At 43.6% G+C, this 18,407-nt stretch carries 26 protein-coding genes; 13 read left to right on the forward strand and 13 right to left on the reverse strand.

Annotated elements, in window-relative coordinates; genetic code table 11:
* The first annotated feature begins 180 nt into the window (after positions 1-180).
* Positions 181-927, forward strand: coding sequence for an HAD family hydrolase (locus tag O9324_RS25700; RefSeq protein ID WP_288141686.1), 747 nt, complete (start codon positions 181-183; stop codon positions 925-927).
* A 192-nt stretch (positions 928-1,119) separates the two neighbouring features.
* Positions 1,120-1,770, forward strand: coding sequence for a TIGR04282 family arsenosugar biosynthesis glycosyltransferase (locus O9324_RS25705; RefSeq protein WP_288141687.1), 651 nt, complete (start codon positions 1,120-1,122; stop codon positions 1,768-1,770).
* Here O9324_RS25705 and O9324_RS25710 read toward each other — a convergent pair.
* The 3 genes from O9324_RS25710 to speD all read right to left on the reverse strand — a co-directional run bounded on the left by O9324_RS25710 (position 1,732) and on the right by speD (position 3,095).
* The gene (locus O9324_RS25710; RefSeq protein ID WP_150977541.1) at positions 1,732-2,244 is read right to left on the reverse strand and encodes a L,D-transpeptidase; all 513 of its coding nucleotides are present in this window, start codon (positions 2,242-2,244) and stop codon (positions 1,732-1,734) included. The genes O9324_RS25705 and O9324_RS25710 overlap by 39 nt on opposite strands.
* A 78-nt stretch (positions 2,245-2,322) precedes the next feature.
* The gene (locus O9324_RS25715) at positions 2,323-2,628 is read right to left on the reverse strand and encodes a DUF6464 family protein (protein ID WP_287733258.1); all 306 of its coding nucleotides are present in this window, start codon (positions 2,626-2,628) and stop codon (positions 2,323-2,325) included.
* A 59-nt stretch (positions 2,629-2,687) separates the two neighbouring features.
* On the reverse strand, positions 2,688-3,095 hold the full coding sequence (gene speD / locus O9324_RS25720; protein WP_002759529.1) for an adenosylmethionine decarboxylase: 408 nt from the start codon (positions 3,093-3,095) through the stop codon (positions 2,688-2,690).
* Between the two features lie 283 nt (positions 3,096-3,378).
* Here speD and O9324_RS25725 point away from each other — a divergent pair, with 283 nt between their 5' ends.
* Positions 3,379-3,687: a HigA family addiction module antitoxin gene (locus tag O9324_RS25725; protein WP_288137058.1), complete on the forward strand. Its 309-nt coding sequence runs from the start codon at positions 3,379-3,381 to the stop codon at positions 3,685-3,687.
* Positions 3,688-3,697: 10 nt separating this feature from the next.
* Here the strand turns inward: O9324_RS25725 and O9324_RS25730 are convergent, their stop codons facing one another.
* Complete coding sequence (locus tag O9324_RS25730; protein WP_288141688.1) at positions 3,698-4,351, reverse strand: DUF4335 domain-containing protein; 654 nt, start codon at positions 4,349-4,351, stop codon at positions 3,698-3,700.
* A gap of 2 nt (positions 4,352-4,353) precedes the next feature.
* Entirely contained in the window at positions 4,354-4,980 is a 627-nt protein-coding gene (locus O9324_RS25735; RefSeq protein ID WP_147070481.1) for a DUF3038 domain-containing protein, read from the reverse strand.
* 98 nt (positions 4,981-5,078) lie between these two features.
* Here O9324_RS25735 and O9324_RS25740 point away from each other — a divergent pair, with 98 nt between their 5' ends.
* The 5 genes from O9324_RS25740 to O9324_RS25760 all read left to right on the forward strand — a co-directional run bounded on the left by O9324_RS25740 (position 5,079) and on the right by O9324_RS25760 (position 8,189).
* Positions 5,079-5,597: an adenine phosphoribosyltransferase gene (locus tag O9324_RS25740; RefSeq protein WP_002737799.1), complete on the forward strand. Its 519-nt coding sequence runs from the start codon at positions 5,079-5,081 to the stop codon at positions 5,595-5,597.
* A gap of 10 nt (positions 5,598-5,607) precedes the next feature.
* The gene (locus O9324_RS25745) at positions 5,608-6,669 is read left to right on the forward strand and encodes an ABC transporter permease (RefSeq protein ID WP_193961113.1); all 1,062 of its coding nucleotides are present in this window, start codon (positions 5,608-5,610) and stop codon (positions 6,667-6,669) included.
* A gap of 190 nt (positions 6,670-6,859) precedes the next feature.
* The gene (locus O9324_RS25750; RefSeq protein WP_002737657.1) at positions 6,860-7,168 is read left to right on the forward strand and encodes a hypothetical protein; all 309 of its coding nucleotides are present in this window, start codon (positions 6,860-6,862) and stop codon (positions 7,166-7,168) included.
* A 3-nt stretch (positions 7,169-7,171) separates the two neighbouring features.
* On the forward strand, positions 7,172-8,050 hold the full coding sequence (locus tag O9324_RS25755) for an SDR family oxidoreductase (protein WP_288141689.1): 879 nt from the start codon (positions 7,172-7,174) through the stop codon (positions 8,048-8,050).
* Complete coding sequence (locus O9324_RS25760; protein ID WP_002768943.1) at positions 8,037-8,189, forward strand: hypothetical protein; 153 nt, start codon at positions 8,037-8,039, stop codon at positions 8,187-8,189. Before O9324_RS25755 ends, O9324_RS25760 begins: the two co-directional genes overlap by 14 nt.
* A 13-nt stretch (positions 8,190-8,202) precedes the next feature.
* Here the strand turns inward: O9324_RS25760 and O9324_RS25765 are convergent, their stop codons facing one another.
* From O9324_RS25765 to O9324_RS25775, 3 genes are all read right to left on the reverse strand, one after another.
* The gene (locus O9324_RS25765) at positions 8,203-8,697 is read right to left on the reverse strand and encodes an ureidoglycolate lyase (RefSeq protein WP_288141690.1); all 495 of its coding nucleotides are present in this window, start codon (positions 8,695-8,697) and stop codon (positions 8,203-8,205) included.
* A gap of 5 nt (positions 8,698-8,702) precedes the next feature.
* Positions 8,703-10,160: an efflux RND transporter periplasmic adaptor subunit gene (locus tag O9324_RS25770; RefSeq protein WP_288141691.1), complete on the reverse strand. Its 1,458-nt coding sequence runs from the start codon at positions 10,158-10,160 to the stop codon at positions 8,703-8,705.
* A gap of 290 nt (positions 10,161-10,450) precedes the next feature.
* Positions 10,451-11,053, reverse strand: coding sequence for a GUN4 domain-containing protein (locus tag O9324_RS25775; RefSeq protein WP_002768949.1), 603 nt, complete (start codon positions 11,051-11,053; stop codon positions 10,451-10,453).
* Between the two features lie 83 nt (positions 11,054-11,136).
* On the opposite strand from O9324_RS25775, the gene O9324_RS25780 reads away from it, so the two are divergent.
* Positions 11,137-12,117 (forward strand): aspartate carbamoyltransferase catalytic subunit, encoded by a 981-nt coding sequence (locus O9324_RS25780; protein ID WP_002790911.1) that lies wholly within the window; start codon positions 11,137-11,139, stop codon positions 12,115-12,117.
* A gap of 23 nt (positions 12,118-12,140) precedes the next feature.
* Here the strand turns inward: O9324_RS25780 and O9324_RS25785 are convergent, their stop codons facing one another.
* On the reverse strand, positions 12,141-12,422 hold the full coding sequence (locus O9324_RS25785; RefSeq protein ID WP_002788965.1) for a hypothetical protein: 282 nt from the start codon (positions 12,420-12,422) through the stop codon (positions 12,141-12,143).
* Positions 12,423-12,663: 241 nt separating this feature from the next.
* Between O9324_RS25785 and O9324_RS25790 the strand changes: the two genes are divergently transcribed.
* Complete coding sequence (locus O9324_RS25790) at positions 12,664-13,311, forward strand: Uma2 family endonuclease (protein WP_185240783.1); 648 nt, start codon at positions 12,664-12,666, stop codon at positions 13,309-13,311.
* A 482-nt stretch (positions 13,312-13,793) separates the two neighbouring features.
* On the opposite strand, the gene ureE is transcribed toward O9324_RS25790, so the two are convergent.
* Both ureE and O9324_RS25800 read right to left on the reverse strand, forming a co-directional pair.
* A complete protein-coding gene (ureE, locus tag O9324_RS25795; protein WP_272080509.1) occupies positions 13,794-14,270 on the reverse strand; it encodes an urease accessory protein UreE in 477 nt (158 codons plus the stop codon).
* Positions 14,271-14,345: 75 nt separating this feature from the next.
* Entirely contained in the window at positions 14,346-14,831 is a 486-nt protein-coding gene (locus O9324_RS25800) for a DUF4168 domain-containing protein (RefSeq protein ID WP_288141693.1), read from the reverse strand.
* Between the two features lie 199 nt (positions 14,832-15,030).
* Here O9324_RS25800 and O9324_RS25805 point away from each other — a divergent pair, with 199 nt between their 5' ends.
* The 3 genes from O9324_RS25805 to cobD all read left to right on the forward strand — a co-directional run bounded on the left by O9324_RS25805 (position 15,031) and on the right by cobD (position 16,760).
* On the forward strand, positions 15,031-15,234 hold the full coding sequence (locus O9324_RS25805; protein ID WP_002768959.1) for a hypothetical protein: 204 nt from the start codon (positions 15,031-15,033) through the stop codon (positions 15,232-15,234).
* Between the two features lie 142 nt (positions 15,235-15,376).
* Positions 15,377-15,661: a non-specific DNA-binding protein Hbs gene (gene hbs, locus O9324_RS25810; protein WP_002759570.1), complete on the forward strand. Its 285-nt coding sequence runs from the start codon at positions 15,377-15,379 to the stop codon at positions 15,659-15,661.
* A gap of 31 nt (positions 15,662-15,692) precedes the next feature.
* Positions 15,693-16,760: a threonine-phosphate decarboxylase CobD gene (gene cobD, locus O9324_RS25815; RefSeq protein ID WP_288141692.1), complete on the forward strand. Its 1,068-nt coding sequence runs from the start codon at positions 15,693-15,695 to the stop codon at positions 16,758-16,760.
* Between the two features lie 109 nt (positions 16,761-16,869).
* On the opposite strand, the gene psbC is transcribed toward cobD, so the two are convergent.
* Positions 16,870-18,252 (reverse strand): photosystem II reaction center protein CP43, encoded by a 1,383-nt coding sequence (gene psbC, locus O9324_RS25820; RefSeq protein ID WP_002768963.1) that lies wholly within the window; start codon positions 18,250-18,252, stop codon positions 16,870-16,872.
* A partial coding sequence (locus tag O9324_RS25825) for a photosystem II protein D2 (RefSeq protein ID WP_271931852.1) occupies positions 18,236-18,407 on the reverse strand: 172 nt, incomplete at its 5' end. The genes O9324_RS25825 and psbC, both read right to left, overlap by 17 nt.

Here is an 18,407-nt window from a genome sequence, read left to right on the forward strand (position 1 = left end):
AGGGGGGTTATAAGGGATGGAACCGTTATATAGAAAGGCATTTAGCGATTTTTGTCAATTGTTTTTTATCTAGAGCGAACTAATCAATTAAGTCTCTTGCCAGATAAGGATTTAGTCGATTTATGCCCCCCTATCGAACCATAACAAGTAACGAAGAGCCATAATCAAGGTAATATAAAAATGGCTAAAAGTGGTCTGATTGTATTTGATTTAGATGATACTTTGCTAAATACCAGCAATGTTTATTGGCTTGCAAGAAAGCTTTTTGTGGAAAAATTATCTGAAGAATTACAAATTAACGAAGATAAATTAATTGAAGAATTTGAAAAAATCGATCATCTTCAAATGCAAAAACTAAAGCATTCTCCTTATCGTTATACTCGGAGTATGATAGAAACTTATAAATCTGTTTCTCATAAGATAAATCATCAAATATCCGAGGAAACTTTAAAAGCTATTAAAGATTTTGGCCGTTTAATTTTAAAAAATACACCAAATACTATTAAGGGGGCTAAAGAAATTCTTGATTGGTCATCTCAAAACTATTCTCTTGCATTATTGACAAGAGGTGAAAATTCATTTCAAAAAAAGAAGTTACACAAAAATGAACTGTATAAATACTTTGATTTTATAAGAGTTGTACCTCACAAAAATGCTGAAGTTTTAAAAAAATTTATCCAAGATATAGGCTTTGATTGTCAAGATGTTTGGGTTATTGGTGATTCACTAAAATCAGATATTAATCCAGGCATTGAAATTGGAGCAAAGTGTATCTTGTACGGCTATCATCATCCACATTATCATTGGATACAAGATCATGAAAGTGTTGCATTAGGCTCTTTTTACAAAGTTGATAATTTATCAGATATTAGACAAATTCTTGAGTCAGATTCTAATTCTAATTCCGAATCGAGGTCGATGACCTGAAAAAATCCGATATTTTGCAGGACTGGCACTTGAAGCCATCGTAGGTTGGGTTGAGGAACGAAACCCAACACAGAATTAGATAACCAACTAAAATAATCTATACTAAGCCAATAAAGCCCGTTTTATTGGTTTTCTTGCCTCCTATTAACAGTAGGCTAAAACTAATAATTAATATCATCGTCGCAATTACTCGTGGACTGGAGACAACAACTGATTATTTTTACCCGTTATCCGGAATTGGGGAAAGTAAAAACCCGTATGATTCCAGCTTTGGCAGCCGAGGGAGCCGAAGAATTACACCGCAAACTGGCCGAATATACTCTCGGTAAATTAGCGGGTTTGAAGAATTTTCTCTCTCTGATCATCTACTACCATGGCGGCAGCGAGGAAAAAATGCGTACTTGGTTAGGTGTGCATTATTCCTATAATGCTCAACGGGGAAAAGACTTAGGAGAAAAGATGCAAAATGCTTTTGCCGATGGTTTTGCTCAAGGGATGACAGCGATCGCTATTATTGGCACAGATTGCCCAGAAATCGGGGAAAAAGAGATTTTAGCAGCCTTTGAGGCCTTAAAAACCCACGATATGGTTTTAGGGCCGGCGTTAGATGGAGGATACTACCTAATTGCTTTAAAACAGGTCTTTCCAGAGCTTTTTGATGATATTCCCTGGGGAACTGGGGAAGTCTTGGCCAAAACCCAGACAATCGCCGCTAAACTGGCTTTAAAGACCGCTTATCTGCCTAAATTAGCCGATATCGATCGCCCGGAAGACCTGCCCATCTTAAAAAATTATCTGCCGGAATTAAGGTTGAACGATGACGGGGGTTCCCATGCGGACTAAATCAAACAACACTTTCACATCCCGATTCCGCATCCGCACACAACCATGGGAAGCGGCACTACCGAGGGAATTTTCTGCGGGGGTGCCATGAAAACCGATGGAATTTTTGCCGTCACTCCAAAAACCGATCCATCTTTCCCCTAGGGGACTATTGGGACCGGGGGTGCTGACTTTTCCTGTCCAGGGACTTTTCCAGACGGGATTGCGAACTAATTCCCGCACCTCAAATTTACCGGTGGGGGTTTCCCAGCCTTTTTTGCCGACGGCGACGGTAAATTGTGCTAAAACTTTACTATCTTGATAAACGTAAACTTTTCTCTCTTTCAGTTTTAGGACTAGATGGGTAGCGAGAGTTTGATTGGCCGCCGTATTCGGGGTGACGGTGCTGATTTGGTTAGCTTGGGCCGGATATACGGGTAAACAAGTTAATCCTAATCCGATGATTAAGAGGGTCAAATTTCGTTTGAACGCCATTGTTCCCACACTCCTCAATTGCGATAGCGATGATTTTTAAGGATAGCAAATAGGGAACTTTTTGGAAGCTCAAGCCGCTTATACTGTGCCAGTTTTAGCTTCGTACTGCCGACAACCTTCACAGGGACCGGTGGGATTAACCGCACAACGCAAATGGGGGGAATAGGCATTAAAACGACAACTAAGATCACCGATCAAGGCCGGTTTATTTTCTGTCCCTGGAGGGATTGACAAAAAATCACTGGCAATCACCGTGCTGTATTCGTGACGATGGCGAATCCCTCTCAAACGGTTGCTTAATCTCTGTTGGGATCGGTTAATCAACCAGAGACTAACGAGAGAGGGAAAGAGGGCGAGGATAAAAACAAAGGTTATCCTGATCACGATTTTAGTTTAGGCGATCGCCAGTGATGATAACTTATTATCGAGGCAGTCCCTAGAAATTAGGCCATAACCAGGGAAGACTTAAGGGGTTCTTCCTTTTTGCTTTCATAAACTGCCCCAGGACCGGGGAATCCTCTGGTTAGTTCCCGCACTTTAATCTCACCTGCTTGCAGGGATTTGGTCAAAATTTCCATGGCAACCACGGGTTTACCCGCACCACAGAAGAATAAATCGGCGGCGAAATAGCCGTGTTCAGGCCAGGTGTGGATCGCGATATGAGATTCAGCTAAAGTCGCCGTCGCGGTAACTCCGTGGGGACTGAACTGGTGGACACACAAATCGATCAGCGTTGCTTCTCCTGCCGTAATTCCATCGAGGATAGCGCGACGAATGCGCTCGGGATCGTTGAGGAGGTCAGCAGGTACTTGCCAAGCATCGACAATCAAATGGGTTCCCAGTTTGGTCATTTTTTTTTCAATACTCCCTATCGAAAAACCTTCACAGATTTACCAGTATAACACAACTTTTCTAACTTGTGCAAAAAAGATCTGGTTTTTCTCGGATACTTTCTCTAAAAAACTGAGACAGTGTGGGGTGTGGGGTGTGGGGTGTGGGGTGTAGGGTGTGGGGTGTGGGGTGTGGGGTGTAGGGTGTGGGGTGTGGGGCGAAGGCTTACGTCTGCTTGACAATAGTATTGTTAGGCGTTAGGATTCGAGCGTGGTGGACTACCACTAAAATTAGCTAAATGCGATGAACAGCGACCATTTGCCCAATATTCATCCCGGTGAAATCCTCAAGTTAGATTTTCTGGAACCGCTCAATATTACCCCCTACAGACTGAGCAAAGATTTAAGCGTAGCTCAAACTCGTATCGGTGAGATTTTAGCGGGTAAGCGTAGTATCACTGCGGATACAGCTTTGCGTCTGTCACGATATTTCGGTAACAGTCCTCAGTTTTGGCTGAATCTTCAAACAGACTACGATCTCCGTCAAGCTCAGGCAAAGAATGCCGAGGTTTATAACCAAATTCCTATTACTCCATTTACAGATGTAGCTTAGGGGCCTAATTTTATCTGGGGGGGGGGACGGGATTAGTGGGGACGGTGGGACTGGGAGAAGCGGCAGGAATGGGGGGATTTTCGGGTTTACGGACTTGGGGGACGGGTAACAGATAGAAAAGTAGGGCGCAAGCGACAAGACTGCCTAATCCTGCCAAAAAAGGTACTGTTCGACCGGCCACCGATTCATTGACCTTATGGTAGCGACGGGAAACTGGCTGCAATTTCAGGGTTAGGTCGGGTAAAGTACGAGTATCAGCAAAAAATTGGTCAATCGCTTCTATTAAATCGAATAACTGCACGGTACTGATTTCTATGTTGACCGGACTTTCTGGGATATTCAAGTCCGTTGATGGATACCAAACCAGACGATGGAGATTATGGTCAATCTTTTCTAGGTACACATGATCTGGTTCATGGACGGGGTCTTGGGGATGACGAACACCGCTTAAAAATTCTTGGGCATACTGACTGACCGCTTGGGCCAAATTTTCCAAGAAAACCCGACCACCTTGCAGGACTTTATTGGCCCCGATTAACCGACATTCTACGTTAGTCAAAATTGAGAGCAAAGGTCGGCTATCACCGGGGTTAGCTGGGGCGAAATCATCGCCGAAACCATCGAGAATCAGGGTACAATTGGGCAGGCTATACTGTCTTCTCATTTTTACACTATCTCCCCATCAAATAAACTAATCCAAAACCGCTGCATTCCCGTCGTACCAGTACAAAATAATAACTGATCGAGGAGGGATAAAGCCAGTTCATTTAGGGCATTTTCATCGGCTAGATAAACCGATACTTTGGCCCGGCGGGGGTTCATGCGACTGCGAAAATTGGAGCGAAATCGTTCTAGATATTCTGATAAAAGAAAATTATTATCCACGGGTAAACCCTTTGATTCCATCTGTTGCCGCGCTAACAGTAATTGTCGGATGGATATAGCTAGGGGTTTGGCCCGATAACTGGCAATGATAACTAAAGCTTTTGCTTGGTCAAGGGTGAGACGGTCGAGGGTGTAGGAAATTCGCCACGGATTAGTACAGCGTAAGCGCCAGAAAATAATCCGGTTTTTGACAATTTTATCGAGTCCTAGTTCTTTACAGAGGGCTAACAGGGCCTCCCCGGCGCCGACTTCTAAGGATTCCAACGCTAATAGCATTAAATCGATATGCTGTTGGAGATGTAGGGCGCATTGCTGACTGGCAATCGGAAAATCGGGTAAAACGCTTAAAATAACCGGTTTTTCTGGGGCTGATGTTGTAGATTCGGGCGTTAGGCTAGTAGAGGTCATGATATAGGAGAACTAAAACACAAGGGCGATCGAGTCAGGGTATTGTAAATTGTATTGTATAGATAGCTGTCCCCCATTTTACGAGACACGGAAACCGAATGGATCTGAAATCATTGATTCGCGATATTCCCGACTTTCCCAAACCGGGTATTGTCTTCCGCGATATTACTACCCTACTCAATCATCCCCAAGGATTACGTTACACGATCGATACCCTAACGGCAAAGTGTCGCGATTACGGTTTATCCCCCGATTACATTGTCGGTATGGAATCCAGGGGTTTTCTCTTTGGGGTTCCTTTAGCATACCAATTAGAAGCGGGATTTATTCCCGTCCGGAAACCGGGCAAATTACCCGCCGCCGTTCACAGTATCGAGTATGATTTGGAATACGGAAGCGATAGCCTCGAAATTCATCAGGACGCGGTGGCATCCCATCATAAAGTCTTAATTGTCGATGATTTAATCGCGACGGGAGGGACGGCGAAAGCGACGGCCGATTTATTAGAAAAAATTGGTTGTGAGGTGTTAGGATTTGCCTTTATCATCGAGTTAATCGACCTTGGTGGTCGGGAAAAATTACCCGATTTACCGATTATTACCCTCATCGATTATTAGGTTTTTTTCTATGACGGCGACTGATGATAATTATAAGGCTGCAACCGCTCGATCAAGTGCTAATGGGTTACAATCTCTCCTAACTAGCGAAACTTTTTTATATATTGTCAAGCGTGTTCTCCAGGGTTTATTAACTCTGTTGTTGGCCTCGGCTTTGAGTTTCGCTATTATCCAATTAACCCCCGGCGGTTTTCTGGCTTTGCTTGACCTGAATCCCAAGATTAGTCAGGAAACTAAAGAACAATATATTGCCCTTTTTGGTTTAAAAGACCCGCCGATTGTCCAGTATTTTAAATGGTTGTGGCAAGTGGTAACTCAGTTTAATTTTGGTCTGAGTTTTACCTATTTTCGTCCCGTGTCTTCCCTATTATTAGAGAGAATTCCAGCGACGTTATTAATGTCTTTGACTTCCATAATTTTAACCTGGGCGATTGCGATTCCTTTGGGCATTGTCAGCGCCGTCAAACAAAACCAATTTATCGATAAATTTTTCCGAGTTATCAGTTATCTTGGTCAAGGTTTCCCCAGTTTTATCACTGCCCTTTTACTGCTAATTCTCGCCCAAAATGTCTCGCCGCTTTTACCGGTGGGTGATATGACCAGTATTAACTATTCGGAATATTCCCCTATCGGTAAAGTTTTAGATATCGCTTGGCACATGATTTTACCAACTATTGCCCTGACAGTTACCAGTTTTGCGGGATTACAAAGATTGATGCGGGGACAATTATTAGATGTTCTGCGACAGGATTATATTCAAACCGCAAGGGCGAAAGGTTTACCAGAAAATAAAGTTATCTATGTCCACGCTTTACGCAATGCTATTAATCCCCTGATAACTCTTTTGGGCTTTGAATTTTCTAGTTTGTTAAGTGGGGCATTTATCGCCGAATTTTTCTTTAATTGGCCTGGATTAGGTCGCTTAATTCTGCAAGCTGTGACGGCTAAAGATTTATATTTAGTTATGGGCAGTTTAATGATGGGTGCTACTATGTTGATTATCGGTAATCTTCTGGCTGATTTACTTCTCAAAGCTGTAGATCCTAGAATTAAATTGGAGGATCTAAAGTAGCGGAAATGGGTAAATTTTATCAGTTATCAGTAAACAGTAATCAGTTATCAGTGGGGAGATGGGGAGATGGGGAGATGGGGGAAATTTCAACTAAAACCCTAAAACACCAAAACCCTAAAACACCAAAACCCAATCCCCAACCCCTAACCCCTTTTTTCCTTTTTCCTTTTCACTTTTTACTTTGAAAAATATGTTAGCAACTACTCATTATTTACTCAGGTCAAAACAAGACGGACAATATCTAGTGGCGCGTCTGAGAAAAGGTGAAAGCGAAACTCCAGCTAGTTATCTGCTTCTGTTTAAAGAATCCTACGATGCTTTAAGTTATATCAACACCCATGCTCAGGATTTAGCCAATAATTTTTCTGTGGAAACTCTCTCAGGAACACAATTAAAGGGACTGATGCAGCGATGGGGATTTGCTGGAATTGGTTTAGTTAGTGAACCGTTGGAACCACAAGTGCAGTTTTTAGCCTACGAAAAAGGATTTAATCTCTAAACTATGAAAACGCTGTTAATCACTGGAGTTAGTGGGTTTTTAGGTTGGCATATTTACCAAAAAACTCGCTCATCTTGGGCTAGTTTCGGTACATACCTTAATCACAATGTCAATAGTAATGACCCAAATTTAATTAAAGTTAACTTAACAGACTTAGCCGCAGTTAAAGAACTTTTTCAACAGATTAAACCCGATGCGGTAATTCATGGGGCTGCCCAATCAAAACCGAATCTCTGTCAAGAATTTCCCCAAGCATCCGAGGCAATTAATCTGACAGCTTCTCTAGAAATTGCCCGTTTATGTAGTCAATATCAAATACCGCTAGTTTTTACCTCTACCGATTTGGTTTTTGATGGTAAAAATGCCCCCTATTCCGAAAATGATCCCGTTTCTCCAGTCAGTATCTATGGTGAGCAAAAAGTAGCGGCAGAAAAGGGCATTTTAGCAGTATATCCTCGGGCGGCTATTTGTCGAATGCCTTTGATGTTTGGTTCCCCTTCTCCCAGCGCTAATAGTTTCCTGCAACCCTTTTTAAAAACCCTGCAAGAGGGAAAAGAATTATCTCTATTTACCGATGAATATCGGACGGCTGTTGGGGTTAATAGTGCGGTGAATGGTTTACTTTTGGCATTAGAAAAAGTGCAAGGGATTATTCATCTGGGGGGTAAAGAAAGAGTTTCTCGTTATCAATTTGGTTTACTAATGGCGGCAGTTTTTAACCTTCCTAGGCAACAAATAAAACCCTGTTTACAGTGCGATGTTCCCATGAGCGCACCGCGTCCGCAGGATGTTTCTCTTGATAGTTCTCTCGCTTTTTCTTTGGGTTATCAACCATTAAGTAATAAAACCGAATTAGAGGCAATTAGAGATGAAATTACCTGAACAAAAGCGGACTATATTAATCATCTTACTCCTTTTTTTTACCGCTATTCTCATGACCAATTATTTCGAGGTAGGGATGACGGGAGTGTTAGCTTTTTTCGTTGCCTATCTTTCTAAAGGATTGCGAAAAGTTAAGTAAAAAATTAATTGTTTCAATCAACAATCTCGAATTCTATTGACTGCTCTTGGGCAAAATTATAGGTAAAATGATCGATAATATTAGTATCGCTCAATTCGAGATTATAAAAATCAATTGCTGGTTGATCAAAAAGTGGGCCAGCGTGCCAAGTTCCCACCTCTAATTTAATAAAACAGTCCCCGGGGATGCGAAAAACCTTTAATTTTTCTAAATCCGGTTGAGGATAAGGACTAGGGGGGGCCACTCCTAAAAACCACTCTTGTCCCCCCAAAGAACCAAGACATTGGGTACATTGACTATGACGAGTAATTCGCTTAAATTTACGTCCGCGAGTCTGTAAACGCATAATATAAAAGCGTGGCACACCGTTTTTTAAATGCAGTTGTGCATCGCTTTCATCAAACATTTTCCCGTCATGACTAGGTATTATTAATTGACCGTAGGGACGGAAACTCTCGGCAGTAATTAGTTGCGCTGCCAGGGGACGAACGATAATCGAATTACTCATAAAAATTACTGCTGACTAACAGTTATAGCTGTACCATCTCGGAGAGAAAGAATATTATTAATAGCAATTCTTTCCCCGGCATTTACTCCAGAAATAACCTGATAAGCTTGCCCTTGAATCGTGCCGACTTGAATTGGTTTTTGTCTGACAATTAAACGCTCCTTGGCATTTTCTTGACCTTCTTTAGCCTTTTCTTTTTCGGCCACAAAAACAAAATTCTGCGCCCCGATGCTAGTCACTGCCGTGGTGGGAATTAATACCCCCGGTTTTTGATCCCAAATTACCCGCGCCCGCACATATTGGTTATTGCGAAGACTGCCATCATTAGTAAAGGAAAATTTCACTAAAACCGATTGGGTAGCTTGGGAAACGGTGGGAGAAATAAAAGTTACTTGACCGCGAACCCCGGCACTGCCATCGGGATTAATAATTTCCACGGGCAACCCAACACGCAGACGCGGTTGTAATTCCACGGGAATCTGCACATTTAGTTCCAAAGTTTTATTATTAGTCAACGAGGTTAATTCTTCACCCAGGGAGATAATATCGCCGACTTTTCTTTGATTAAAATCGCCGACAAAACCATCAATCGGGGCGGTAATGGTGTTAAAAACTAAATTCTGACGCGTCGCCCCTAATTGCCCCTCAGCGCTGGCTACTGCCGCTTGACGACTGTTCACTGTTGCCGCTGCCGCCGCCACCTGTTGCTGTGACGCTAATTCGTTTTGAATGGCGATATTTAATGCTTCTTTGTTTGCCTGTAGGGTAGCTCTAGCCGCCGTCACCTGTTGACGGGCCGCATCACGATTTTTAGACTGGGCCTCTACTTCTGCCCTGGTGGCCTGAATGTCGCGCCGGCGATTATCTAAGTCCTGTTGGGGCTGTGCGCCTTGTTTGACCAGAAATTCGGCTCTTTTTAGGTCTTTTTCCGCTAAATCTAAATTAGCTCTCGCTCTCTGTAAATCAGCTTCGGCGGCGCTCAACGTGGCGATCTGACTTTTAACATTGGCTTCGGCATTGGCCACATTTGCCCGATTCTGGGCAATTTGGGCTTTATTTGCCGCCGCTTGCGCTTGTCTTTGCCTTAAATCTGCCTCAGACCCATTGAGGTTTGCTTTGGCCGAATTTACCTGGCCGATACTGGCGTTTACCTGTTGCTGTTGTTGTTCGGGATCCAATTCGGCGATTTTTTGTCCCTGAGTTACCTGATCGCCAGATTTAACGAAAATAGAGCGAATCCGACCAGTAATCTGAGGGGAGACCCTAACACGCTCTTGGGCGAGCAAAGTACCCACAAATTCGCTACTTTGCACTAATTTGTCGGTGCCGAGGGTTTGCAGTTTGACGGGAACAGCCGCCGGTCCGGTGGCCTGGGGGCCCTGGGGGGCGCAACCGGCGACAATTAGGGAAACGGCGATCGACGAACCGATCGCTCTCGATACGTTAACGGATCGTTTAATCATTGTTAAATTTAGGGTTTTTTAGCGGAAAAAGTGCTAGTAAATCGGAAAAGGAAGATGAGGAGAGAAGCTTTTCCTTAAATTTTACTCTACAGAATTGATCAGCGTGATTATTAAACTTCTGGCATAATTAATTTTTGAGGGTTCAAAAACGGCAAAAATAAGGATTAAATGGCATAAAATCCGTAAATAGACCATTTAATTGATTATTATTCATTCTTAATTCTCCTGACTACTGACTACTGACTACTGACTCCTAACCCTAACAACAATTTTTGATTTTTACAAGAGGTCTATTGTTTGCTTTGCCCTAAGCTAACAATATTACAGGTGACTAATCTTTGGGCGAGGGTAGTGTATTCTAGGCGACCACCGGCGATCTGATATTCGTCCCGGGGCGCCGGTAGATGACCGACGGGAGCATTGAGGGTATAGTTAAGATTTTCTTTAAAAATAATCCAATCACCATCTTTACGCCAACCGATGCGATCGCCAAAAGTTTGAAAATTTTCGATCGCCACTAAGCGCCCCGGTCGATTACCCGTCTCGATAAAAATGCGAAATTGGGTACTGAAACTAAAACGTCCCCCAGAAGCTTCTTTCCAGAGTTGATCCATCTTTTGCAGATCCCAACAGGCCAATTTTTGCAGGTCTTCCATGGTAAACCAGCCCTGTAATTCCCGTCCGGTCGCTTTCAGCATTAAATTCCGGGTTTCATCGTTAGCTTGTCGCCAATTTTGTTGAGCGAGGAAATTTTTCAGGCGAGTGTAATTAATGCCCGTGGTCGGTGATACCATTTCCCCAGAGGTGGCAGTCTGGGCAACGATCGCCGGCAAGGGATTGAGAAATAAAGCGATCGCAAGAGTGATCTGACACAAGGAAAAATTAATTCTCATAAACCCTATTTATTAACCTGATGCAAAGAAATCCTACAATAGCATAGACGAAATTTGCCGTTTTTACCGCCTCCTTAACTCCTATGGCTTTCACTTGGATCCGACACCACATTTTGGGATTGCAAGACTGGCAACCGGAAGAATACCAAACTCTACTACAAACGGCCTCTAGTTTTCGTGAAGTTCTTTCCCGACGTACCAAGAAAGTGCCGGCCCTACAAGGTCAAGTGGTGACAAATCTTTTTTTTGAACCTTCCACCCGCACCCGTAGTAGTTTTGAACTAGCGGCCAAACGTCTCTCGGCCGATGTTCTTAATTTTGCCCCGGGTAGTTCCAGTTTGACTAAGGGTGAAACGATTCTCGATACCGCTTTAACCTATGTGGCCATGGGTACGGATATTTTTGTTATCCGACATCAACAGTCGGGAGTTCCCGATTTAATTGCCGCAGAAATGGATCGTTTGCAGTCGGGGGTCAGTATTCTTAATGCTGGGGACGGTCAACACGAACACCCCTCCCAGGGACTTTTAGACCTGTTTACGATCTGTTGTCTGTTAGATGAAGAAAATCCCCGTTTAGAACTGTTAGAGGGTAAAAAAATCGCTATTGTTGGGGATATACTCCATTCTCGTGTCGCTCGTTCCAATATCTGGAGTTTAACCACGGCTGGGGCGGAAGTACATTTGTCCGCACCCCCCACCCTACTGCCGAAATATTTTGGGGAATTGTGCGATCGCATATTTCTCCACTGGGATTTAGAACCAGCTTTAGAAAAGGCCGATTTTGTGATGACCCTGCGACTGCAAAAAGAACGAATGACTGCCAATCTTTTGCCCAGTTTACGGGAATATCATCAAAGTTTTGGCATTACTCGTCCTCGTTTGCAATCCTGTCAACCGGGGGTGAAGGTACTTCATCCCGGTCCTGTGAATCGGGGAGTGGAAATTAGTTCCGATTTAATGGACGATCCCGATTTTAGTCTGATTTCCCAACAAGTTACCAGTGGTGTCGCTGTCAGAATGGCTTTGTTATACCTGATTGGTAATCTTCGCGGCGATCGGTAAAAGTTTCTCAGGGATTTGCTCTTTTAGTCTGGTTTCATTGAAACAATCCTAAAGTTTCTATCAAGGTAAATATCATACTTTCTTCCTCCCTCACACACAGCATCTTCTGCTTCAAATAGGTTAGTCTCAACATCAAATTTCATCGCTTTAGGATTCCTACAACCCTGTTTTAGCAAAGCATCAGTCAACCGTGATTTCTCTTCCGGGGTCAAAGCTCGATAATCACTGCTATTAGCTTGACCTGCATAGATTGACATCCCCATAATACTAAGGGATAGTAAGCTTATGATCGATTTGGTCTTCATTTTTTCAATTTCCTGAATACAATAAAAACACCATTCCAAGGGTTTTAAACCCAAATTTTCGGTAATTAGTTCTGGACGATTACCGATCAACTATATCTTAGGGGAAGCATACCTAGATTGCAATAAGTATAAATACTCAAGCTATCCCTGGGGCTTTTCTAGAAACTTTGACCGATACCGAATTCCGTTCTCAAGGGAAGGGTATAATTAAACTAAGAAATCAACATTTTCAGCTAAAGCCATGCAATTAGCCTTAGAACAAATTATCGTCAATCCCGGTCAACAGTTACTTTTAAAAGAGCTTAACTGGCAAAAATTTGAGACAATATTATCAGAATTAGGAGAAAGTCGTGCTTCTCGGTTATCCTACAGTAACGGAATATTAGAAATTATGGTACCTTTACCCGAACATGAAAAAGATAAAGAAATCATTAGTTATATGGTTCAGTTTTTGTTAGAAGCACTCAATATTGATTTTGAACCGTTAGGATCAACAACATTTAAAAACGAGCGGATGAATCAAGCGGTTGAACCTGATGCCTGTTTTTATATTAAAAACTATCAAGCCGTTATTGGCAAAAATAGACTTAATTTAGAAAGTGATCCCCCCCCCGATTTAGTCCTAGAAATTGATATTACTTCCCGTACTTATTTAGATAATTATCGACAGTTAGGTGTTCCCGAACTGTGGCGTTATACTCAAAGTGGCCTACAGATTAATTTATTACAAGAAGGAGAATATATTGAGTCTTTAAGCAGTCCCAATTTTCCTCAGATACCGATTATTGAATTAATTAATCAATTTGTTAAACAAAGTCAACAACTGGGGAGAAGTGAAGCCATCAGAAACTTTAAAAATTGGCTGACGGAAAATATAGATAATAGTTGAAAAATCCTAACATTTTTGACTAAGATAAATTCGTCCGTCGAGAGTTGTATAAACTTCTTGCGGTTCAATGATTCAGTTTGTTACTAGAATCTAGTTCACAAAAATAGATTAGATCATTGTTTTGAGCAGGGGATTTTTTAACCTCAGTGGGTGTGGATAAATCAGACAGGACAGAGGTTACAGCCGTTGGTGCTAGTTCTGAAAGTACCATGGTTATTCATTCTTCGTAGTTCGATTTTTACTTTGATGATTAATCAATTCACCGAGGCCGATTAAAATTCTAGAAACTAGCAGAATGAGAGCCTCTTGATTAAGAAAATATCCCGTAGAGGCTGTTAAAAAGTTACTGTTTTCTTGTCAGTTAAATTTTGTTAAGATAATGCCCAAAAACTACAATTTATGGTAGGAAAAGAGGTAAGTCGAAACCGAGTTTGATTTTTGCTTACTCTAAATCAGAAAGAGCATTGGGCAAGATTAGCTAACTATCCCTTTTTTGCCTCTTCCAGGTCATGATAATGCTGATAAGCGCCGATTTCGGGGTTAAAGGGGGCGATTTCTTCAGTTACAGTTAATCCCAAACCTTCTAACATTGCTTGTAGGACAGAATCGGGGGCCAGACGCAGGTAATCGGGATTAATTTCTAGGGCTACATGACGATTACCGAGGTGATAGGCGGCTTTGAGGAGTAAATCGGTTGAAGAGGCGGTAATAGTGATAACTGGTTCGGGTTTAGCGATAATTTGAACAATTTCGCCGTTTTCTCCCCGTAGGAAATCGCGATCCTGTAGAATGGTGCCGCGAGGTAAACGAAAACAGAGGGAAAAACCTTCGGGACTGTCGAGACGATAACGGCTGCGGGTGCGTTCTTCGGCCGTAAGTAGGAGGCTAAAAACCACCGTTTCTGGGGGAGGTGGACTAGCGGTATGACGGGGGGGTAAGCGCTCGGTAAAAGTTAACATGGTAGTGGTCAATGGGAAAAACATTCTTATTGTAGCCCTGACTCCAACTTGACCCGAAAAACTGAGGAACTTTTTCTATTTATTTTCCCGCTGCAGACGAATCATCTCATTTTGCACCTGTCGTCTCAAGTTATTATCGCTACTAATCCGGTTAGTAATGGTGTTAAACTGAGCGGCAGTTAGACCACTATCTTGGACAATCTTTTTTGAGTTATTACAATAATCGACGGCAATTCTTTGGGCATTAGCGGGAAGATTATTAAAGCTTTCCCGTTGGTTACAGGTAATTGCTGGGGGACTTTTCCCTAAAATTTGCGAAATTGCCTGATAAGCTTGTTTTCTTTGGGTTTCGATCAACAAAACTGCTTTGGCATAACTTTTGATTTGGTCATCCGTAAAATCTTGAGTATAAGCGGAAGACCGGAAACTAACTACCTCCGTCGTCCAAGAAAATTCGGGAATCACACCGCCAAGAATGGCGATTACTGCCAAAAAAGTCACAATAAAAGAACGTCTTAAGCTTTGACCTAGATCGGCTAGGGGATAGCAGTAAATCACCATGCGAGTTTGTCGCTGAATAGATAATGATAGCAAACTTTCCAGTTAAATCCTGCTTTTTTGAATATTTTTAACGATCATAAGTTCCAATTTTAGCCAATATCTCCTGGTCCCGAACCTTAATTTTTGGGCAGAAATTGCTTTGGTAAACTTTTTTAACGTTTTTGGGGGCAAAATTAGTTAAAAATCTGGGAGAGAACCGATGAACGATTTTTGGGAAGTTAGGATGCCTATCGCTTTTAGAGAATATTTATCGGCAATTTGGTCAGCTAATCTCTTTTTATTAGCTTATATCGCTGTTAATCTCTCGCTTATTCCCTTTTGTCTCTCCCCTGGCGGAGAATCGGGGGGAAATCTAGATAAATTAAAGGTTTCAGCGATTCCGATCGAGACAATTCCCGCTTAGAATAATGCAGTGGAATATATAGCCAATGAGGATTTGAGGCATTATTTAGTGATCTCGATCCTGGTGAGTCCTCAACAGGGGAACCATAAACTACTGACAACCACCCTAAACTCAGAAAAACCGCAAAACAAGGAGTTAGCGCATGAATAAAGGTGAATTAATCGATCAAATCGCTCTCAAAGCCTCTGTCACCAAAAAACAAGCAGATGCTGTTCTCACTGCCGCCATCGAAACCATTATCGAAGCGGTTTCTGAGGGGGACAAAGTAACCCTAGTAGGATTCGGTTCCTTCGAGGCCCGGGAACGTCAGGCCAGGGAAGGACGCAACCCAAAAACCGGCGATAAGATGGAGATTCCGGCCACTCGCGTCCCGGCTTTCTCGGCGGGTAAACTGTTTAAAGACAGAGTAGCCCCGGATAAGGAATAATTACTGTTGAGTTTCGTTCGCTGTAAGTCTTTTGCCTAGACCTAAACATGGTGGTAATCTTGACTGGGCGGCCGCAATTGCTGGCTGTCCGGTTTCCTCTATTCTCGATTTTTCTGCCAGTATCAACCCCCTCGGTCCGCCAGAAAGCGCCCTAACCGCTATTAAAAGCCATTTAACCAGTCTGACTCGTTATCCTGACCCCACGTATTGGCAGTTGCGTTCTGCCCTCGCTCAATGGCATGATATCGGGCCGGATTGGATTCTCCCCGGCAATGGTGCGGCCGAGTTATTAACCTGGGCCGGTCGGGAATTAGCAGCATTTGATAGTGTTTATGTACTAGCACCCGCTTTTAACGATTACGAACGGGCTTTAAAAAGTTTTGGGGGGAAAATCTGCAAACATTCCCTAGATTTAACCAGTTTAAAGCCGGTTAATCCCAAAAAACAAGGCTTATTACTCAATAATCCCCACAATCCCACGGGGAAACTCTGGACGGTGGCGGCCATTCGTCCCTATCTATCGCAATTTGGTTTGGTGGTAGTGGATGAAGCTTTTATGGATTTTTTACCCCCGCCACAACAGGAGAGTTTAATATCTCTGTTGCCAGAATATCCTAATCTCGTGATTTTGCGTTCCCTAACTAAATTTTACAGTCTCCCCGGTTTACGTTTAGGATACGTCCTCGCTCATCCCGATCGCCTGTTACAATGGCAAAGATGGCGCGATCCTTGGTCAGTGAATAACTTGGCTGTGGTTGCCGCTATTGCGGCAATTGAAGATAGGGATTTTCAACAACAAACTTGGGACTGGTTAACAGCAGCCCGCGAGGATTTATGGCAGGGATTAGCTAATTTTCCGCAATTACAGCCCCAAACCAGTGCCGCTAACTTCCTCTTAGTACAATCTCAATCTTCCTGTTTACCCCTACAGGAAGCTTTATTAAAATATCATCGAATTTTCATCCGCGATTGTCTCAGTTTCCCCGAATTGGGCAGCAATTATTTTCGGGTCGCTGTCCGTTTACCGGCAGAAAATCAACGATTATTATCGGCTTTAGAGAGTATTTTAGCCGCGTCTGATACTAAATCCGTTGAGTAACGCACAGAAAACGGGTTTCTCGGAGAAACCCGTTTTCTACTCATGCAAATTAACAACAAAAAGGCTCCCGCCAACTAGACGGGAGCCGCTGCCATCGAACTAACAGAAATTAGTCGAGGTCGGGCATTGCCAATGCGGGTTCAGTCTCGCGGTCAATTCCTTTCTCGAAACCAGCGGCGGCGGCGCGAGCGCGTCCAGCGTGCCAGAGGTGTCCAATCAGGAAGAAGAAGGCGAGGGTGAAGTGAGAGGTGGCCAACCAAGCGCGAGGAGACACATAGTTAAAGGAGTTAACGTCAGTGATAACGCCACCTACAGAGTTCAAGGAACCTAAAGGAGCGTGGGTCATGTATTCAGCCGCGCGGCGCACTTGCCAGGGTTGTACGTCATTTCTGATTTTGTCGAGGTCTAAACCGTTAGGACCGCGGAGGGGTTCTAACCAGGGACCGCGGAAATCCCAGAAACGCATGGTTTCACCACCGAAGATGATTTCGCCAGTGGGAGAACGCATCAGGTATTTACCTAGACCGGTGGGGCCTTGGGCAGAAGCGACGTTAGCACCTAAGCGTTGGTCACGCACCAAGAAGGTGAAAGCTTGAGCTTGGGAAGCTTCCATACCGGTCGGACCGTAGAATTCACTGGGATAGGCGGTGTTGTTAAACCAAACGTAAACGGCGGCGATAAAGCCCATCATGGAAAGAGCGCCCAAACTGTAGGACAGATAGGCTTCTCCAGACCAGATGAAAGCGCGACGCGCCCAAGCAAAAGGTTTGGTGAGAATGTGCCAGATACCGCCAGCGATACAGATTAAGCCAATCCAGATGTGACCGCCGATGATATCTTCCATGTTGTTGACGCTGATAATCCAGCCTTCGCCACCGAAGGGAGCTTTGGTCAGATAACCAAAGATAACTGCGGGGTTGAGGGTAGGATTAGTGATGACGCGGACATCACCGCCACCGGGAGCCCAGGTATCATAGACACCGCCAAAGAACATGGCTTTAAATACCAACAACAGCGCACCACAACCCAAGAGAATCAGGTGATAACCGATGATGTTGGTCATTTGGTTTTTGTCTTTCCAGTCGTAACCGAAGAAATTAGAGTATTCCTCTAGGGTTTCCGGTCCGCGGATAGCGTGGTAGATACCACCAAAACCGAGTACAGCCGAAGAAATTAAGTGCAGAACACCGGCGACGAAGTAGGGGAAGGTATCGACTACTTCACCACCAGGACCGACCCCAAAACCGAGGGTAGCTAAGTGGGGAAGCAGGATTAAACCCTGTTCGTACATCGGTTTTTCGGGGATAAAGTGGGCGGTTTCAAACAGGGTCATTGCCCCGGCCCAGAAAACGATTAAACCAGCGTGGGCGACGTGAGCGCCGAGCAGTTTACCGGAGAGGTTGATAAGACGAGCGTTACCAGACCACCAAGCGAAGCCAGTGGAACTTTGGTCACGACCAGTAGCGGTAGGGATATTAGAGAGCGTTACCACGCGGGAGAACCTCCTCAGGGAAGATAAAGTTTTCGTGGGGTTGGTCTTGGGGAGCCATCCAAGCTCTCAGACCTTCGTTAAGCAGAATATTTTTAGTGTAGAAGGTTTCAAATTCCGGGTCTTCCGCCGCTCTCAATTCCTGAGAAACGAAGTCA

The sequence above is a fragment of the Microcystis sp. LE19-84.1B genome (assembly GCF_027531875.1).
GTDB classification, from domain to species: Bacteria; Cyanobacteriota; Cyanobacteriia; order Cyanobacteriales; family Microcystaceae; genus Microcystis; species Microcystis panniformis.